This window comes from Kovacikia sp. CALU 1929, assembly GCF_056784235.1.
Genome location: NZ_JBXBCF010000058.1, coordinates 1 through 13,205, shown reverse-complemented (window position 1 = coordinate 13,205; position 13,205 = coordinate 1). Strand labels below are relative to the sequence as shown.

Below are 13,205 nucleotides of genomic sequence, written 5' to 3'. Positions count from 1 at the left end.
CAAGGAAAACACAGGTTTCTAAATTAGTAAGGTTTACATCTCTTTTCACCCTAATCGCTATGACGGGTCACGCAAAATTACTGGCTACACAAACCAATCTCCCGGTCTGAAGACAACCGGGAGATTGAACCTGTTCTGACCCTTAAAGCCCAGGAAAGACGTATACCACTGCCCCCGTTTTAGGGTCGTTTTGGATGTCCACGTGGCCTTTCTTTGCCATTCCCAACAAGGTTGACTCAACCACTGAAAAACCTGCCCCAGTATCCACCACTCCTTGAGTAACTGAGATTTTGCCTTTCCGAGCCTGGGCAGCTTTGAGTAGTTTGACATCCAGTGACTCCGTATTCAGCTTTGGTTCTGGCACATTGACCACTCGTGATACACCAGGTTCCACATATCCGGCATAACCCAATCGCTTCATTCGCTTCAGGTTATGCTCATCCACCATGTCGGGAATGAGAAACAGGTCAATGACTTGACCAATGCCAAATAGCCCGCCTGTGATGAGCCAGAGGAATCCCGACAACATTTTGCCGTTGTAGAAACGATGCAACCCTCCTACACCCAGAAAAATCGACAGCCAAAGCAGATAGGACATGCCATTCCGATTCATTTTGTAACCCCCATGAGACCTAAAGGAACAGGCTTATAGATCCAACCTTGGCTCAGTGGGTTCCTGAGTGGAAAACCGAAAATTGAATGGGGTTTACCGTACAATCCCCTACAACTGCTGACAGGTTGTATTTGCCTGCCGTCTCAGCGGGCGATTTCTAATCGGCTGATCAACCAGGGAAAAGCACCAGCGATCCAGTGCTTGTTCAGCTTTAGCGGAAATTGGTTGATTTTCGGGCACCAGTGCCACCGCCATAATGGCTGTTTCAAACTTTCTCTGGTCAGCGCGACGATTGGCGATCGCAAAAATACTTTCACTCCATTCTGCGATCGCTTGCTGAGCCTGCGGGTAGTCTGGATCCTCTGGCGCGATCTTACGGGCTTCCTGAATGGCATACCAATAGGGCGAAGCCTGATCACTATTAACGACTTTGCTTACCCTAGACCTGGCGATGTCTAACGGAGACTGGTACAACGCTGGGTTACTACCGGGCACTGTCACAGCCACTCCCTTGCCCAGGCGTTGGGTCGAGGAAAGACCTGATTGAGCCGTCATCCCATTTGATACAGCGGGTGATTGAACCGCAGACATGGAAGCACCCGGAGCCTGCCTGCCACTCCCCGCACTTCCCGTGCCTGAAGCCGGAGCAGCCCCCAATGGAGAGGCTATGGCGTTTGTTGCTAACGAAGGGGCACTGGCAACGATGGTTGGCTGTCCTGTAGAAGCCCGCAAACTAGCCGCCGCTGGTTGACTCTGGGATGTGCCCTGGGTTTGAGAGCCGCCATTGGAGGGAATTCCAGAACCAGTGGCAATAGTCACCGAAGACCTTTGGGCAGCCCCCTGAGTCATAGATACCCAGTGTCGTGAGCAAACCCCTGTAATAAGCAGTAGAGAAGCCGCTGTCACCCCTCCCCAAAATAGGGGCGATCGCCCAGGGATTTCATCCACATCAGTTGCCCCACTCTCACCTTCTGGGGTTGCTTCAGAAGCAAATGGGGCTGAATCTCCAGTGCTCTGGAGCGGATTATCGACAGCCTGCGCTGCTGGATCAACCGATTTCTGCCCCAGGCTGCGATTGAAATTGAGGTTAGGGTCTAGGTGGGGAGTTGAAATATTGGTCAGGATAGTTCGCTGGTCAGGGGCCGCGGTACCAGAAGGGGTTAAGGATGTTTCTGGAACCTGTTGTTGCAAGGCATTCGTTTGTGAGTTGGTAAAGCTCCAGCCGACGGTTGGTGCACCCAGGGGAGGCAACACCATTTGACCCAATGTTTCGGTGGGACTAACCAACAGCGATCGCTGGACAGGTCGCCAGTTTTGATAGCTCAATTCAGTCAAGCGATCGCTCAAAAATTGCTCAAGCCCGGTCAGGGTTATAAACGGGTGAGAACGGAACCCTTCCAGTAGGGCGGCTGTAAAAAATCCCTGCTTTAAAGTTGAAGATTCATGGGAAAACTGTCCCGGCAAGCAGGATAGGACAGTGGGAATCCCAAAGTACTTCGCCAGTTCAGCCGTCTGACTGCCCACCGCTTCATTGGGCAAACTGCTCTGACTGCGGCTCATATCCAGCAGCACCAGAACTGACTCTGCCTGAGACAGCTTCAAACGGTTAAAAATTGCTTCCACTGGAATAGAGGTTGCCTCAAGATTGGCAGGGTTAGCATCAATGGGCACCAAATAGTCTCGCCCCTGAATCTGAACCCCGTAGCCACTGAAAAACACCCAGAGCGAATCTCCCGGCTGAATCGAGTGCTGGCACAGCCAATCCAGCCAACCCTGAATCACTTCACGCCCAGGATAGGTAGGCTTACCCCACAAGGGCAGGGAAACATCCGTTAGTAGTAGGCATTGATCGGGTGAAAAACCAGCCTCATTCACCCAAAAATTTTGGATTGCCTGAGCATCTTGCTGAGCAAAGCTCAAGGGCTGAAAGAGATGGTACTGATTAATCCCGATCGCAATTGCCCATCGTTTCATCACAGATGCCCCAATTTCTACAGTAGTTTCAAAAGCTCTGCTTATTGCTGTCTCGTACTGTCTCCATCTTTTGTCCAAAGATTCAGTGAACCCACTCCTTTAGCTCACTGAAATTCTGATCTCGCATTGCTCTCTGTAGACAAAGTGCCCCAACAACTCCATCATGGCAACAAATTAAAAATAAGAAAAGATTTAGGGGAAGTGAGAGCCAGGAGTTGTTAGTTAGCTAGTAGTCTATGGCGTAAGTAAACGGGCTATTGTAGAGGTTTTAGGTGCGAAATTTTAGGTGTTAGGAATGGTAGACAGATTTATCCCATCCTGTACTAGTGATTAGTGGGTAGCAGGAGGTTAGGGTTCTGGGGTTCATGCTCACTAAAACTCTCGGTTTGCATTGCAGGGGGGCACTGTCCTCATAGAGAATTTTGGCAATGGCTTGAAGATGTGCTTTGAGCGCTTGTTCTTGTTTTGGAGTGATGACGTTGTCCGAGAAGTAAATAGCTCTAATTCTCGCCAATGCCGGCTGAATCTTCTAGTAATCCAACTCCTTTAAGCATTTTTACTCAACGCAAAGGTGACTTGTTCCCGTTGGTTCCTTGTTCCTAATGGGAACACTAGCTATCAGAAAAGCAGCGATGTCAATCCATTTCAAAACTCTAGGACTGAGGAACATGGGAGCTTTTATCTTTCTCGTCATGCTGGTGCTGATTGTGGTTGTTATCGTGGTGAAGGACTACAACAGCCTTGTTACCCTTCGTAACCGCTACAAAAACGCCTTCAGCCAGATCGATGTTCAGCTTCAGCGTCGCTACGACCTGATTCCCAATCTGGTGGAAACAGCAAAGGGGTATATGAAGCACGAGCGAGAAACCCTGGAAGCCGTGATCTCTGCCAGAAATTCAGCTATTAACGCCAGCCGCAGAGCCGCCCAGTCTCCCGGTGACCCCCAGGCAATGCAGCAGTTAGGAGCCGCAGAGGTTGCTCTGACTGGCGCTTTAGATCGGCTGATGGTGGTTGCAGAGGCATATCCCGACCTTAAGGCAGACCAGACCATGGGGCGGCTGATGGAAGAGTTGACTTCGACCGAAAACAAAGTTGCCTTCGCCCGTCAGGCATTTAATGATGCCGTCACCCTCTACAACACCAGGCGCGAAGTTTTTCCCAGTAACCTGATTGCCAGTCAGTTCAACTTTGCCCCCGCAGATCTTTTAGAAGAAGCCGCTCCCGAAGTCAGACAGGCTCCAAGAGTATCATTCTCATGAACATACGGTGCAGGTTCAGCACCCATTGGTTTGGTAGGGGGATAGGGGGATGGGAAAGAGTTTTGAGTTTTAGGCGACTGATCACCTGACACCTCGAACCTAACACCTACCTTCTGACTATCTACCCCTTTTCCTTGCACTATGAACTTTTTTGAGCATCAAGACCAGGCACGTCAAAATACCAAATGGTTGGTAGGGCTATTTGCCCTTTCAGTCTTCTGTATCATTCTGATGCTTTATGGGGTTGTGCTGTTTGGGACAAGAGGTGTCACTGCCTGGGGTAGACTCTGGCAGCCAGAGATGTTTATTCTGGTCGCCATTCCAACCCTGGTATTGATTGTCTGTGGCAGTCTGTATAAGCTGGCGGTGTTGAGTCGTGGCGGTGGATTGATTGCTCAGGAAATGGGCGGGCGATTGGTGACCCCCGATACGACTGACCCGGCAGAGTATCAACTGCTGAATGTAGTGGAGGAAATGGCGATCGCCTCTGGCATCTCGGTGCCTGCGGTTTATGTCATGGATGGGGAGGAGGGGATTAACGCTTTTGCGGCTGGCTTCACGTCTAATGATGCGGTGATTGGTGTTACCCGTGGCTGCATCGAAACCCTGAATCGGGATGAGCTTCAGGGGGTAATTGGGCATGAGTTTAGCCATATTTTGAATGGCGATATGCGGCTCAACCTGCGCCTGGTTGGGGTTTTGAATGGAATTCTGCTGATTTATATTCTGGGTCGAATTGCCGTCCAGTCGAGTGGGGGTAGCCGCGATCGCGAAGGGAATGGAGTTGTCCTGTTTGGACTGGCGCTGATTGTGATTGGTAGTGTGGGGCTATTTTTCGGGCGTGTGATTAAATCTGCTGTATCCCGCCAGCGGGAGTTTTTGGCGGATGCCTCCGCGGTGCAGTTTACCCGTAACCCAGCGGGGATTGGGAATGCTTTGCGTAAAATTGCCACCCATCACCATCGGTCTCTCGTGCGATCTCCCTACGCTGAGGAGAACAGTCACCTCTTCTTTGGTAGTGCGCTTCGATTTGATTTCTTTGGCAACCTGTTTGCTACCCATCCTCCCCTGGATGAACGGATTAATCGCCTGGATGCGTTTCGTGGCAAGTCTACGGCTCAAGTACAGGTTGCCCGTTCTGAAGGCAGTTCCTACTCCCTGGCTGGGGATTCGCTCGTCGCAGGATTTGCTGGAGCGGACACTGCTCCACCCGCAACCGGACCTACTCTCAAAGTCAATCCCGCCCAAGTGATCAACCAGGTCGGAACGGTTTCCCCTGCTCACTACGCCTATGCCCATGCGCTGGTTAGCCAACTGCCGGAGGCTTTGCAACAGGGAATTCGGGAAAGGCAGGGTGCGATCGCGATCGTCTATGGACTACTGCTCGACACTCAAAATTCCCAAGTTCGCAAACAGCAGTTGGAATGGCTGCGTCAGGTGGAGCCAGCCGACCTCGTCAACAAAATGCTGCACCTGGCTGGCAGTATTGATGCCCTGGATGCAAAAGCCCGCCTCCCTTTGCTCGACCTGACGGTGCCAGCCCTGCGGCAGGGTTCCGCCGATGACTGTAAGCGTTTGTTCAAGTGCATTCATGGATTGGCAGGAGCCGATGGGCGCTGGTCTCTTTCAGAATTTACACTACGTTCTGTCCTCTGGCATCGCTTGCAGCCCTGCATCAATCCCAAAGTCGATCAAAAGATGCAGTACACTACTCTGGGACAGGTCTGGGCAGACTGTCTATTGCTGCTATCAGCCCTGGCGCAGGTGGGTCAAACAGGGCAGGATGCCATTAACTACGCCTTCCGCTCAGGGGTTTATCGACTTCCCGGAGTCAGCCAGCAATCCATGCCAGAGGCACCCCCCACCTGCAACTTTAGAGACCTGCAACTCAGCCTGGAGCGTCTAACCCTAGCCTCTCCCAAACTAAAGCAAGCCATTGTCGATGCTTGTGCCCACACCGTACTTCTGGACAACGAAGTCACCATTCAGGAAGCCGAACTGATGCGAGCGATCGCGATCGCTCTCGACTGTCCCCTTCCTCCTTTTTTGGGCAATGTTACTTAGGCGTAAGAGAATCAGGAGTGAGGGGGTTTTAGTTTTTGGTTTTTAGTTGTTAGAGGGTCAATCCAAACAGGCGACAATTGCCAACTATTCAAAACTCTTAACTCTCAATTCTTTCCCATCCACACCCCGAATAGAAATCCACTAAAACGGAATATCATCAAAGTCTGGTTCAGCCGCAGATTCTGGCTGGGGCTGGAACTTTGCCGCTGGGGATTTAGCCGTTGGTGTGGAGGGTGAATTCGATCGAGGGCTGGCTGACTGACTGGTTGGTGGGTTGCTTGGTTGGCTGGCTGAGCTGGAAACGGTAGCCATTGGAGAGGCTTCTAGAGGCGTATCGGCTCCCACAATATAGATGCGCTGAGCAGTGAGTTCCGCCCGTTTTTCCTTGAAACCTTCGGGACGGTCGATGGTGTTCATCCCCAGGCGACCTTCAATCACGACGCGATCGCCCAACCGATATTTTTCCTGAATCTCCTGCGCCAGATTCCCCCACCCCACAACCTTGAGTGTGGCAAGTGGGTCTTCTGGGCGGGAACCAGGAAACTGTACCAGCATTTCAGTGATTGGCGTTTGATTCTCGGAAGTGTAGCGCAGCTCCGGAGCCTGGATAATCTCAGCCATTAATATGCAGCTATTCATTAGCGATCAGTGGTAGGAATGAACAAAAAAGTAGTAATTACGTTCTAGAAAGTGCTTGAGTTTTTTGTAATTTTAGCAAAAATAGCAGGTGTCAGAAGGGGAGAGGTGTTAGAGAGTATTGCTTGTGGCGTTCCTGCAGAGTAGGGTCAGTGGTCAATAGTCAGTGGTCAATGCCTATTGATTTACAGGCTACAAAGAACAATTGACTAATGACCGATGACAAACAACAACCCAATACCTAATTACCGCTCTTAACTCTTAACTCTCAACTCTCCCCACCCCCTCATCTTTCCCTCACTCTGCAACCAGATCGGTGACTCCCTGATGGACAGTCTTTACCCATCTCAGGCGCTTGGGGCGAAACGAAATCCGGGTGGTCATGCTGGCGACAATGGGTAGCCAGTGAAACATGTAAATAAAACCATGAATTGCCTGGAACAAGCTCCTGAACATAGCCCCGGATTGGTCAGGTTGGAGCGGGCTGTTAGAGGATAAATCAGTCTCAATCACCTCAGTAGAGCGGGCAATTTGAGTTGTGCGAATTCGCCGTAACCCCGCCACCATGCCGTAAATAAATACAGGCAGGGTAATCGTTGAAAGCGGAGTCATCAGCATAGGACGATTCCGTAGAACTGCCATCAGCAGATCGGGTACCATTGCCGTTGGCATCAAATACTGAATCACCCAAAAAACTAGCAAATCCAAAGTTTTCAGCGAACCCATCCGATTTCGCAGAATCGGCTGCCAGTAGTCCAAATAGCGTTGGTAGCCTCCTTCAGCCCAGCGGTTACGTTGATGCCAGAGGGCGATTGCCCGCGTCACCCCTTCTTCATTCACAGCTGGAACCAACATGAAATCGATGTCCCACCGATTCAGATGCAGCCGGAAAGTCAAATCCAGATCGTCGGTGATGGTTTCCTCGTTCCAACCACCGCACTGCTCTAAAGCCAGCCGTCGGACAAACTGACCATTCCCCCGCAACTCCCCGGTTCCTCCGATCGCAATCCGTTGCTGCTGCAAAAAGGAATCCAGTGCCATCTCAGCCACCTGACCCCGAATCCAGCCATTGCTGGAAACATTGGAAATTGCCTTACGCACCTGGACAGCACCGACACACTGGCGCTCAAACAGAGGTAACACCCGCCGTAGAATATCCGCTGGCACCTGAGCGTCGGCATCAAAAACAGCGATCACTTCTCCCTTCGCCAAGGGAAGAACTTGATTAAGTGCCCCCGATTTACCGCCCGCCGCCGTGGCAGAGCGGCGAAACACCCGCAGTTGCGCATATTGTTCCGTTAGTTGATTCAGCAGTACAGGGGTTTGATCGGTGCTGTGATCGTCAATAATCCAGACCTCATAACGGCTGGATGGATAGTCCAGATTACATAGTGTTTGCACCAACCGACCAATTACAGCCTCTTCATTCTTAGCTGCCACCATAATCGAAACCAGAGGAGCGGTTGCCAACTCCTCTTGCGATAACGGCTCTGGCTGTACACCCGGACGAGCAAACAAAAAGCGAACCGCATGAATGCCCAGAACCGCTGTCAACCCCAGCACAACCCAATAACCCCAGGTAACCAGGTGTAGAGCGATGGTGCCGCTCCAAACCATAACCAGCACAGCCGCAGCTTTGCGCCTGCGGCGATCGCGTTTAACAGGTTTGCCAGGTGGACTGTCTGACTCAGACAGAGCCAGATCGGCAAGCAGCGAGCTAAGCGATTCTAGCTCGTTGTAAGAATCGTTTTCGGGCCAGGAACTCTCCGGCATAGGATACTTGATTTAAGAACCAATACTTGTCTAAACCTTTAAAGAAACTTGGAATCAGGTAGCACCAAACGGTGCATCCTTCACACACAGATAGCTTGCCCTGAGATTGGCGATAATCCTCTACCACCTCAGACTGTTTATACAGCTCATAAAGACGACCATTAATGGGAACTCCCGTTTGAGCAAAGTGATAGCAGGGCAGCAACAGTTCATCATGGGGCGAAATCGCAATCACCGCATCAACCGCCTTACAGCGAGGATTGTTAATATCGTTCCCCCCATCTCTGATAAATTCTAGTGCAGCTTTATTGTAGCCAACATTGTTGTAGGTTCTGGCGGCTGCCTCGATCGCCAGCACCATATCTGGGGTCGGATTCTTTTTGGAATTGTAATTGCTGTGGGCTGTAAATGCCGGGTTCAGCCATACCCTGACCCCCAATTGTTGACCCAATTCGGCAACTTCATGAATCCGGTTAAAATTCTGGGCAGTCACCGTATGGTTTAAAACTGGAAATTCCCCCAGGGAAAGGGCAATTTTTACAGATTCCACCAGCGTATCGAAAATCTTTACCCCCCTTGACTGGTCGTGGGTTTCCGCATCAGCACCATCCAGAGAGAAATTAAGAAAATCGATCAGCCCCTGCATCTCTTTGGCACGGTTGGGGTACAGGATGGTGTTGGTTGTCATGCTGGTGTAGAAACCCTGGCGCTTGGCTTCTGTATAGATCTGCGCCGCATCCGTCCGTAATAGGGGTTCTCCACCAGTAAAATCAACGTACTTGACACCAATCCGTTTCAGATCCGTCAAATTTTGGCAAATCGTTTCAAAATCCGCTTCCTTTTTCGGTTCCAGTGCCCATATATCACAAAAGTGACACCGGGCATTGCATCGGTAGGTGAGGTAGTAGTTTGCAACCAGAGGTGCCATAGATAAAACTGTGAAGTTTCTGTTAAGGAACACAATAAGTCTTAGCGCAACTCAACACAAGCACTTTTTGCGAAATCAGTCGAGAATTGGGGTGGGGCTAAGAGTCGGGTACCCAACTTTATAGCCCCAAATTTTCCCCACATCGTTTACTATGGCTAAAATTCGGGGAATACTTCGGTAGAGCTATAAAGCGGCACTGGTAAACTTCCAACTCAATGGATACCTAAGAAGATTCAGCATGGCAATTGACCAACTTCAACCTGCCCCCAGCAACCAGGTAGGTGTTTACGTTCCTTACTATCCTCAAGCAGCCAAGCGATCGCTTCTGCCTCTGGCAATTAGCCTTTATCAGAAAGGCGCTTTAGAGGGTCAGCGCAAGATTGAGGGTGGTGAGAGCATTCCCTTCGTTGCGACCTGGAATGTTTCAACTCTTCCGGCTGACTTAACCCGCTGTCGCATTCAGTTCGATAGCGAACCTGACCTTAGCTATGAACTCATGCTGGCAAACTTTGAGTTTGTCGATTTTCTGATCGAGGTCATCATGAATTTCAAGCGTGCCCGTTTAGCAGATTTTTCCCAGGGCTTCTACCGCAAACTTCTGCGGCTAGACGATTAATCTACCCAGCACTCTCAAACACGACCTGAGGCACAAGAACGGTGCCAGTTTCGTTCTCTCCGAGTTGCCCAATGCCAAGAAAGCTGCCATTTTCATGGTGAACTCGCAAACTAGAAGATGAGGAAGCGGTTAAAGGTTCTGTATCCCTGAGAGGTAAGCTTGCCTGATCCAGTCCGATTTTCTGCCCCTGACACCAGCGATGGGCAATGGAGGCTTCCAGGGAGATGACGGGCAAATGGTTTAAGGGCGCATCTGGTGGAATTGGCTGGAATGTTCCCGCTTGAGTTTGGGTTTCCAGTTCTTCCAGGGTCAAACTATTTGCCAGGTTAAACCCACTACTCATGCTCCGCAGCAGGACAGCCAGTGTGCCTCCCGTTTGGAGTAATTTACCCAGATCACGGGCGATCGCTCGAATATAGGTACCCGCACCACAGGCGATCGCCAGGTCCACTTCAGGAAATTCCCCCGGTCGCCAGTCCAACACCTCCAGGCTAAAAACTTCCACAGTGCGAGCCTGAGCAACAATGGTTTCGCCTTTACGTGCCAGGTCATACAATCGTTTGCCCTGCATCTGCACTGCGCTGTAATTGGGCGGCACCTGCTGAATGACTCCCCGAAATTGATCGAGGGAGGCTTGAATGTTCTCTAATGTCAGATCGGAGATTGGTTGGGCGAGTAAAATTTCTCCTTCCAGATCGTCTGTTGTGGTACTGATGCCAAACCGGATAGTTGCCTGGTAAGCCTTGTCCTGAGGTAAAAATTGTAGCAGTCGAGTTGCTCGCCCCAGAGCGATCGGCAAAACCCCGGTTGCAGCCGGATCTAAGGTTCCTGCGTGCCCCACTCGCTTTAAATTCAGCAATCGGCGTACTTTGGCAACACAGTCATGGGAGGTGAAACCAGGGGGTTTGTTCAGGTTTAGGAAGCCTTGCACGATCAGGGATGAGAGGTATGAGAAGCTTATCCATCATACTCAGCAACGACTGACTCTAACTGGCAAACCGATCCTATGCGGGGCGATCGCCCGATCTCATAGACAATCCTTTCCGGGCAAATGAGAGATATACCGAGCCAAATCCTTGCCTCAAGTCCTGTTGATGCGATCGCTTTACTGCCTGCAAGTGCGACTTCAACGAGTCAATCAGAGCATTCGGCAGCATCGTCACTCGACTTTCATTGCCTTTGGTATCTCTGACCACAAGTTGATGGGGGGAATCAAGGAAAGCAATGATTACAGCGTTAGCAGGGTCTTATACGGGAAGAATCCTGATAATGCTCGATTTTTGAAGATATATGGAAAACGTCCTGATAATCCTCTCAGTGAGGGTATTATCAGGAAAGAATCCAATGATTTAATAGTTGTGCCGTCGCGCGAAGCTTACAGATATGCACATTATCTTTCATACACTATTACTCCTGTTGTAAAATTGATAAGCAATGACTCGTTTAGTAGATCCAGAGAAGGTTGTAGACCACGTAATACGACTGATGGGTGGTCATGCAGAGGCACAGCAAAAGCTCGATGCTGACTTCCACTACACTGCAACCTGTTGGGAGCAAGACACTACCACAATTGGTCGGGTTTTAGCATCTCATCTGTTCGTTGAACACTTCTTGACAAAGTACATTCAGGCGAGAAACTCAGGGCTTGGCTCGCTTGACGATGCTCGTGTATCTTTTTCCCAGAAAGTAACTTTAGCTGCTAATGGGGATAGTAGTACAGACTACTTGCTTCCAGGAATCCGTCGGCTAAACAGCATCCGGAATAGAATCGCACATACTTTACGTGCTGAAGTCACTGAAGATGATGCAAATGCTTTTCTTCAAATTGAGTTGTTCTGTGCATTGCGAACAGAATTGGCGAGGTCGCAGTCAAGTCCTCCAAGCACAGACCCAGTTGTCGTGTTAGAAGATTTTGCAAAACATGCTGGACTCAGTCTTCATGACGCTACATCGCAGAATGCCAACGTTTGGGCTGAGGCGATTCGGATGACTCAGGAGGAATCACCAAGCGCATGAACATCTAATACTAACAACTGGATACAACAACGACACAACAAGGCTCTCTACACCGACACCCTACAGCTTCAGTCACAGGCTCCCTACGCTTCCGAATGCGGGTGAGCTTAATCGTTGGCTAGACAAAAATCTGGAGGTAAAGTGGCTATAATAAGCAGCCGAACAATAAATCCTAAAATAGAAATACCTAAAGATCTAGCTTGGGCAATTACTAATTTGAAAGAGCATCTACTTAAATATGAGCCTGAAAATTTATTCAATTTGATTAAAAGCATAAGAGATGTCTATCAATGCAGGCGTGCACTCAAGCAAGTTAAAAGTAGTGATAAAGCTGTTGAATGCATAGCAGATCTAATTTTGACGGCAGTTCAAAAGACACAAAGATTTAGGACGCTTGATTGCCTTAAGGTTTTGCGGAATCTAGTCAAGAATCTTCCTGAAAATCATGAATTGCCAGAAGGAACAGTTGCCAAATTATTCGAAATCTACAAGCACTTTATATTTTCCGGAAGAGAGGGTGTTCAGTGGTGCGTAAGTTCTATTATTAAAGATAAGGAACTTAGTGATGAAGCGATTAATTGGTTGATTAGCAATCAATCAAAGTCAATACATATTGTTAATCGGTTATTGCTGTACCCGTGCTCCCATCCTCAAATCAAAAATTGGGCAGAGCAAGTTTTATCCAAAGATGGGTTGGCAGATAGACGTTCTGAGTTGATTGCAATACTAATCGAAAAGGATTTGCCAGAGGCTATAAATAATGACAGTTCTTCTACAATTCAATGGGCTGTATTCAAATCTCGTCTACCATATGAGAGTAAGGTAAATCTCTTAAAGCAATACAGTGATCTCGATTCATTACAAACGACAATAGAGATTGCAGAGCGATTAAATTCTCCTGACCTTCTCCGTGGCTTGTTAGAGAAATTTGAAGGTAAAATGCTAGCTAACAATTCCATTGCACCGGAATGAAGTTTACCTGTTGGTTAGTAGCAGTGATTACTCGTCCGGTGAGTGAAACCGTTAGCCTGCTTGTGAAATAGATCGCTTGAACTTGAATAGTTGCAAAAAGGATAAGATGGCGATAATTCTTCTAGGGACTTTATCAGAATGGTTAGGAGCAGCGATCGTGACCGATTCCAACACACTGCACAGCTAAGGCTTCATTGAGGGTGGTGCTGAATAGTTGTATGAATTGAAAGAGACTGTAAATTAGTTTGTGTCAAAGGTCAAAAAACAAGATCTAATGAACTAATGAACAAAGGCACTAAACTATGACCTTTCGACCGGAACTCATTGACGAGTTGCTCAAAGAATATCGTACTC

12 protein-coding genes are annotated in these 13,205 nt (G+C 49.2%); 5 read left to right on the top strand and 7 right to left on the bottom strand.

Annotation, left to right across the window (positions count from 1 at the left end; translation table 11 throughout):
- Window positions 1-142 precede the first annotated feature (142 nt).
- Complete coding sequence (locus AC1S52_RS07285; RefSeq protein ID WP_482028359.1) at window positions 143-598, bottom strand: TM2 domain-containing protein; 456 nt, start codon at window positions 596-598, stop codon at window positions 143-145.
- 123 nt (window positions 599-721) lie between these two features.
- Window positions 722-2,587, bottom strand: coding sequence for a caspase family protein (locus AC1S52_RS07280; RefSeq protein WP_482028358.1), 1,866 nt, complete (start codon window positions 2,585-2,587; stop codon window positions 722-724).
- Window positions 2,588-3,255: 668 nt separating this feature from the next.
- Here AC1S52_RS07280 and AC1S52_RS07275 point away from each other — a divergent pair.
- Together AC1S52_RS07275 and AC1S52_RS07270 are read left to right on the top strand one after the other, a co-directional pair.
- A complete protein-coding gene (locus tag AC1S52_RS07275; protein WP_482028357.1) occupies window positions 3,256-3,846 on the top strand; it encodes a LemA family protein in 591 nt (196 codons plus the stop codon).
- Between the two features lie 141 nt (window positions 3,847-3,987).
- Entirely contained in the window at window positions 3,988-5,910 is a 1,923-nt protein-coding gene (locus AC1S52_RS07270) for a M48 family metallopeptidase (protein WP_482028356.1), read from the top strand.
- Window positions 5,911-6,051: 141 nt separating this feature from the next.
- On the opposite strand, the gene AC1S52_RS07265 is transcribed toward AC1S52_RS07270, so the two are convergent.
- From AC1S52_RS07265 to AC1S52_RS07255, 3 genes are all read right to left on the bottom strand, one after another.
- The gene (locus tag AC1S52_RS07265) at window positions 6,052-6,549 is read right to left on the bottom strand and encodes a single-stranded DNA-binding protein (RefSeq protein ID WP_482028355.1); all 498 of its coding nucleotides are present in this window, start codon (window positions 6,547-6,549) and stop codon (window positions 6,052-6,054) included.
- Window positions 6,550-6,843: 294 nt separating this feature from the next.
- Window positions 6,844-8,319, bottom strand: a complete 1,476-nt coding sequence (locus AC1S52_RS07260) for a glycosyltransferase family 2 protein (RefSeq protein WP_482028354.1) — start codon at window positions 8,317-8,319, stop codon at window positions 6,844-6,846.
- The gene (locus AC1S52_RS07255; protein ID WP_482028353.1) at window positions 8,264-9,247 is read right to left on the bottom strand and encodes a radical SAM protein; all 984 of its coding nucleotides are present in this window, start codon (window positions 9,245-9,247) and stop codon (window positions 8,264-8,266) included. The genes AC1S52_RS07260 and AC1S52_RS07255 overlap by 56 nt, the downstream gene beginning before the upstream one ends.
- A gap of 238 nt (window positions 9,248-9,485) precedes the next feature.
- Between AC1S52_RS07255 and ebsA the strand changes: the two genes are divergently transcribed.
- Window positions 9,486-9,863, top strand: a complete 378-nt coding sequence (gene ebsA / locus AC1S52_RS07250; RefSeq protein WP_482028352.1) for a type IV pilus biogenesis protein EbsA — start codon at window positions 9,486-9,488, stop codon at window positions 9,861-9,863.
- Between the two features lies 1 nt (window position 9,864).
- Here the strand turns inward: ebsA and truB are convergent, their stop codons facing one another.
- Together truB and AC1S52_RS07240 are read right to left on the bottom strand one after the other, a co-directional pair.
- The gene (gene truB, locus AC1S52_RS07245) at window positions 9,865-10,794 is read right to left on the bottom strand and encodes a tRNA pseudouridine(55) synthase TruB (RefSeq protein ID WP_482028351.1); all 930 of its coding nucleotides are present in this window, start codon (window positions 10,792-10,794) and stop codon (window positions 9,865-9,867) included.
- A gap of 73 nt (window positions 10,795-10,867) precedes the next feature.
- Complete coding sequence (locus tag AC1S52_RS07240; RefSeq protein ID WP_482028350.1) at window positions 10,868-11,059, bottom strand: hypothetical protein; 192 nt, start codon at window positions 11,057-11,059, stop codon at window positions 10,868-10,870.
- 238 nt (window positions 11,060-11,297) lie between these two features.
- On the opposite strand from AC1S52_RS07240, the gene AC1S52_RS07235 reads away from it, so the two are divergent.
- Both AC1S52_RS07235 and AC1S52_RS07230 read left to right on the top strand, forming a co-directional pair.
- Entirely contained in the window at window positions 11,298-11,879 is a 582-nt protein-coding gene (locus AC1S52_RS07235; protein WP_482028349.1) for a hypothetical protein, read from the top strand.
- A gap of 114 nt (window positions 11,880-11,993) precedes the next feature.
- Complete coding sequence (locus tag AC1S52_RS07230) at window positions 11,994-12,851, top strand: hypothetical protein (protein WP_482028348.1); 858 nt, start codon at window positions 11,994-11,996, stop codon at window positions 12,849-12,851.
- The last annotated feature ends 354 nt before the right edge of the window (window positions 12,852-13,205 follow it).

Bases quoted from the DNA above. Each gene is read 5' to 3' on its own strand.
- AC1S52_RS07285 (WP_482028359.1), bottom strand. From the start codon at position 598: ATGTCCTATCTGCTTTGGCTGTCGATTTTTCTGGGTGTAGGAGGGTTG.
- AC1S52_RS07280 (WP_482028358.1), bottom strand. From the start codon at position 2,587: ATGAAACGATGGGCAATTGCGATCGGGATTAATCAGTACCATCTCTTT.
- AC1S52_RS07275 (WP_482028357.1), top strand. From the start codon at position 3,256: ATGGGAGCTTTTATCTTTCTCGTCATGCTGGTGCTGATTGTGGTTGTT.
- AC1S52_RS07270 (WP_482028356.1), top strand. From the start codon at position 3,988: ATGAACTTTTTTGAGCATCAAGACCAGGCACGTCAAAATACCAAATGG.
- AC1S52_RS07265 (WP_482028355.1), bottom strand. From the start codon at position 6,549: ATGAATAGCTGCATATTAATGGCTGAGATTATCCAGGCTCCGGAGCTG.
- AC1S52_RS07260 (WP_482028354.1), bottom strand. From the start codon at position 8,319: ATGCCGGAGAGTTCCTGGCCCGAAAACGATTCTTACAACGAGCTAGAA.
- AC1S52_RS07255 (WP_482028353.1), bottom strand. From the start codon at position 9,247: ATGGCACCTCTGGTTGCAAACTACTACCTCACCTACCGATGCAATGCC.
- ebsA (WP_482028352.1), top strand. From the start codon at position 9,486: ATGGCAATTGACCAACTTCAACCTGCCCCCAGCAACCAGGTAGGTGTT.
- AC1S52_RS07235 (WP_482028349.1), top strand. From the start codon at position 11,298: ATGACTCGTTTAGTAGATCCAGAGAAGGTTGTAGACCACGTAATACGA.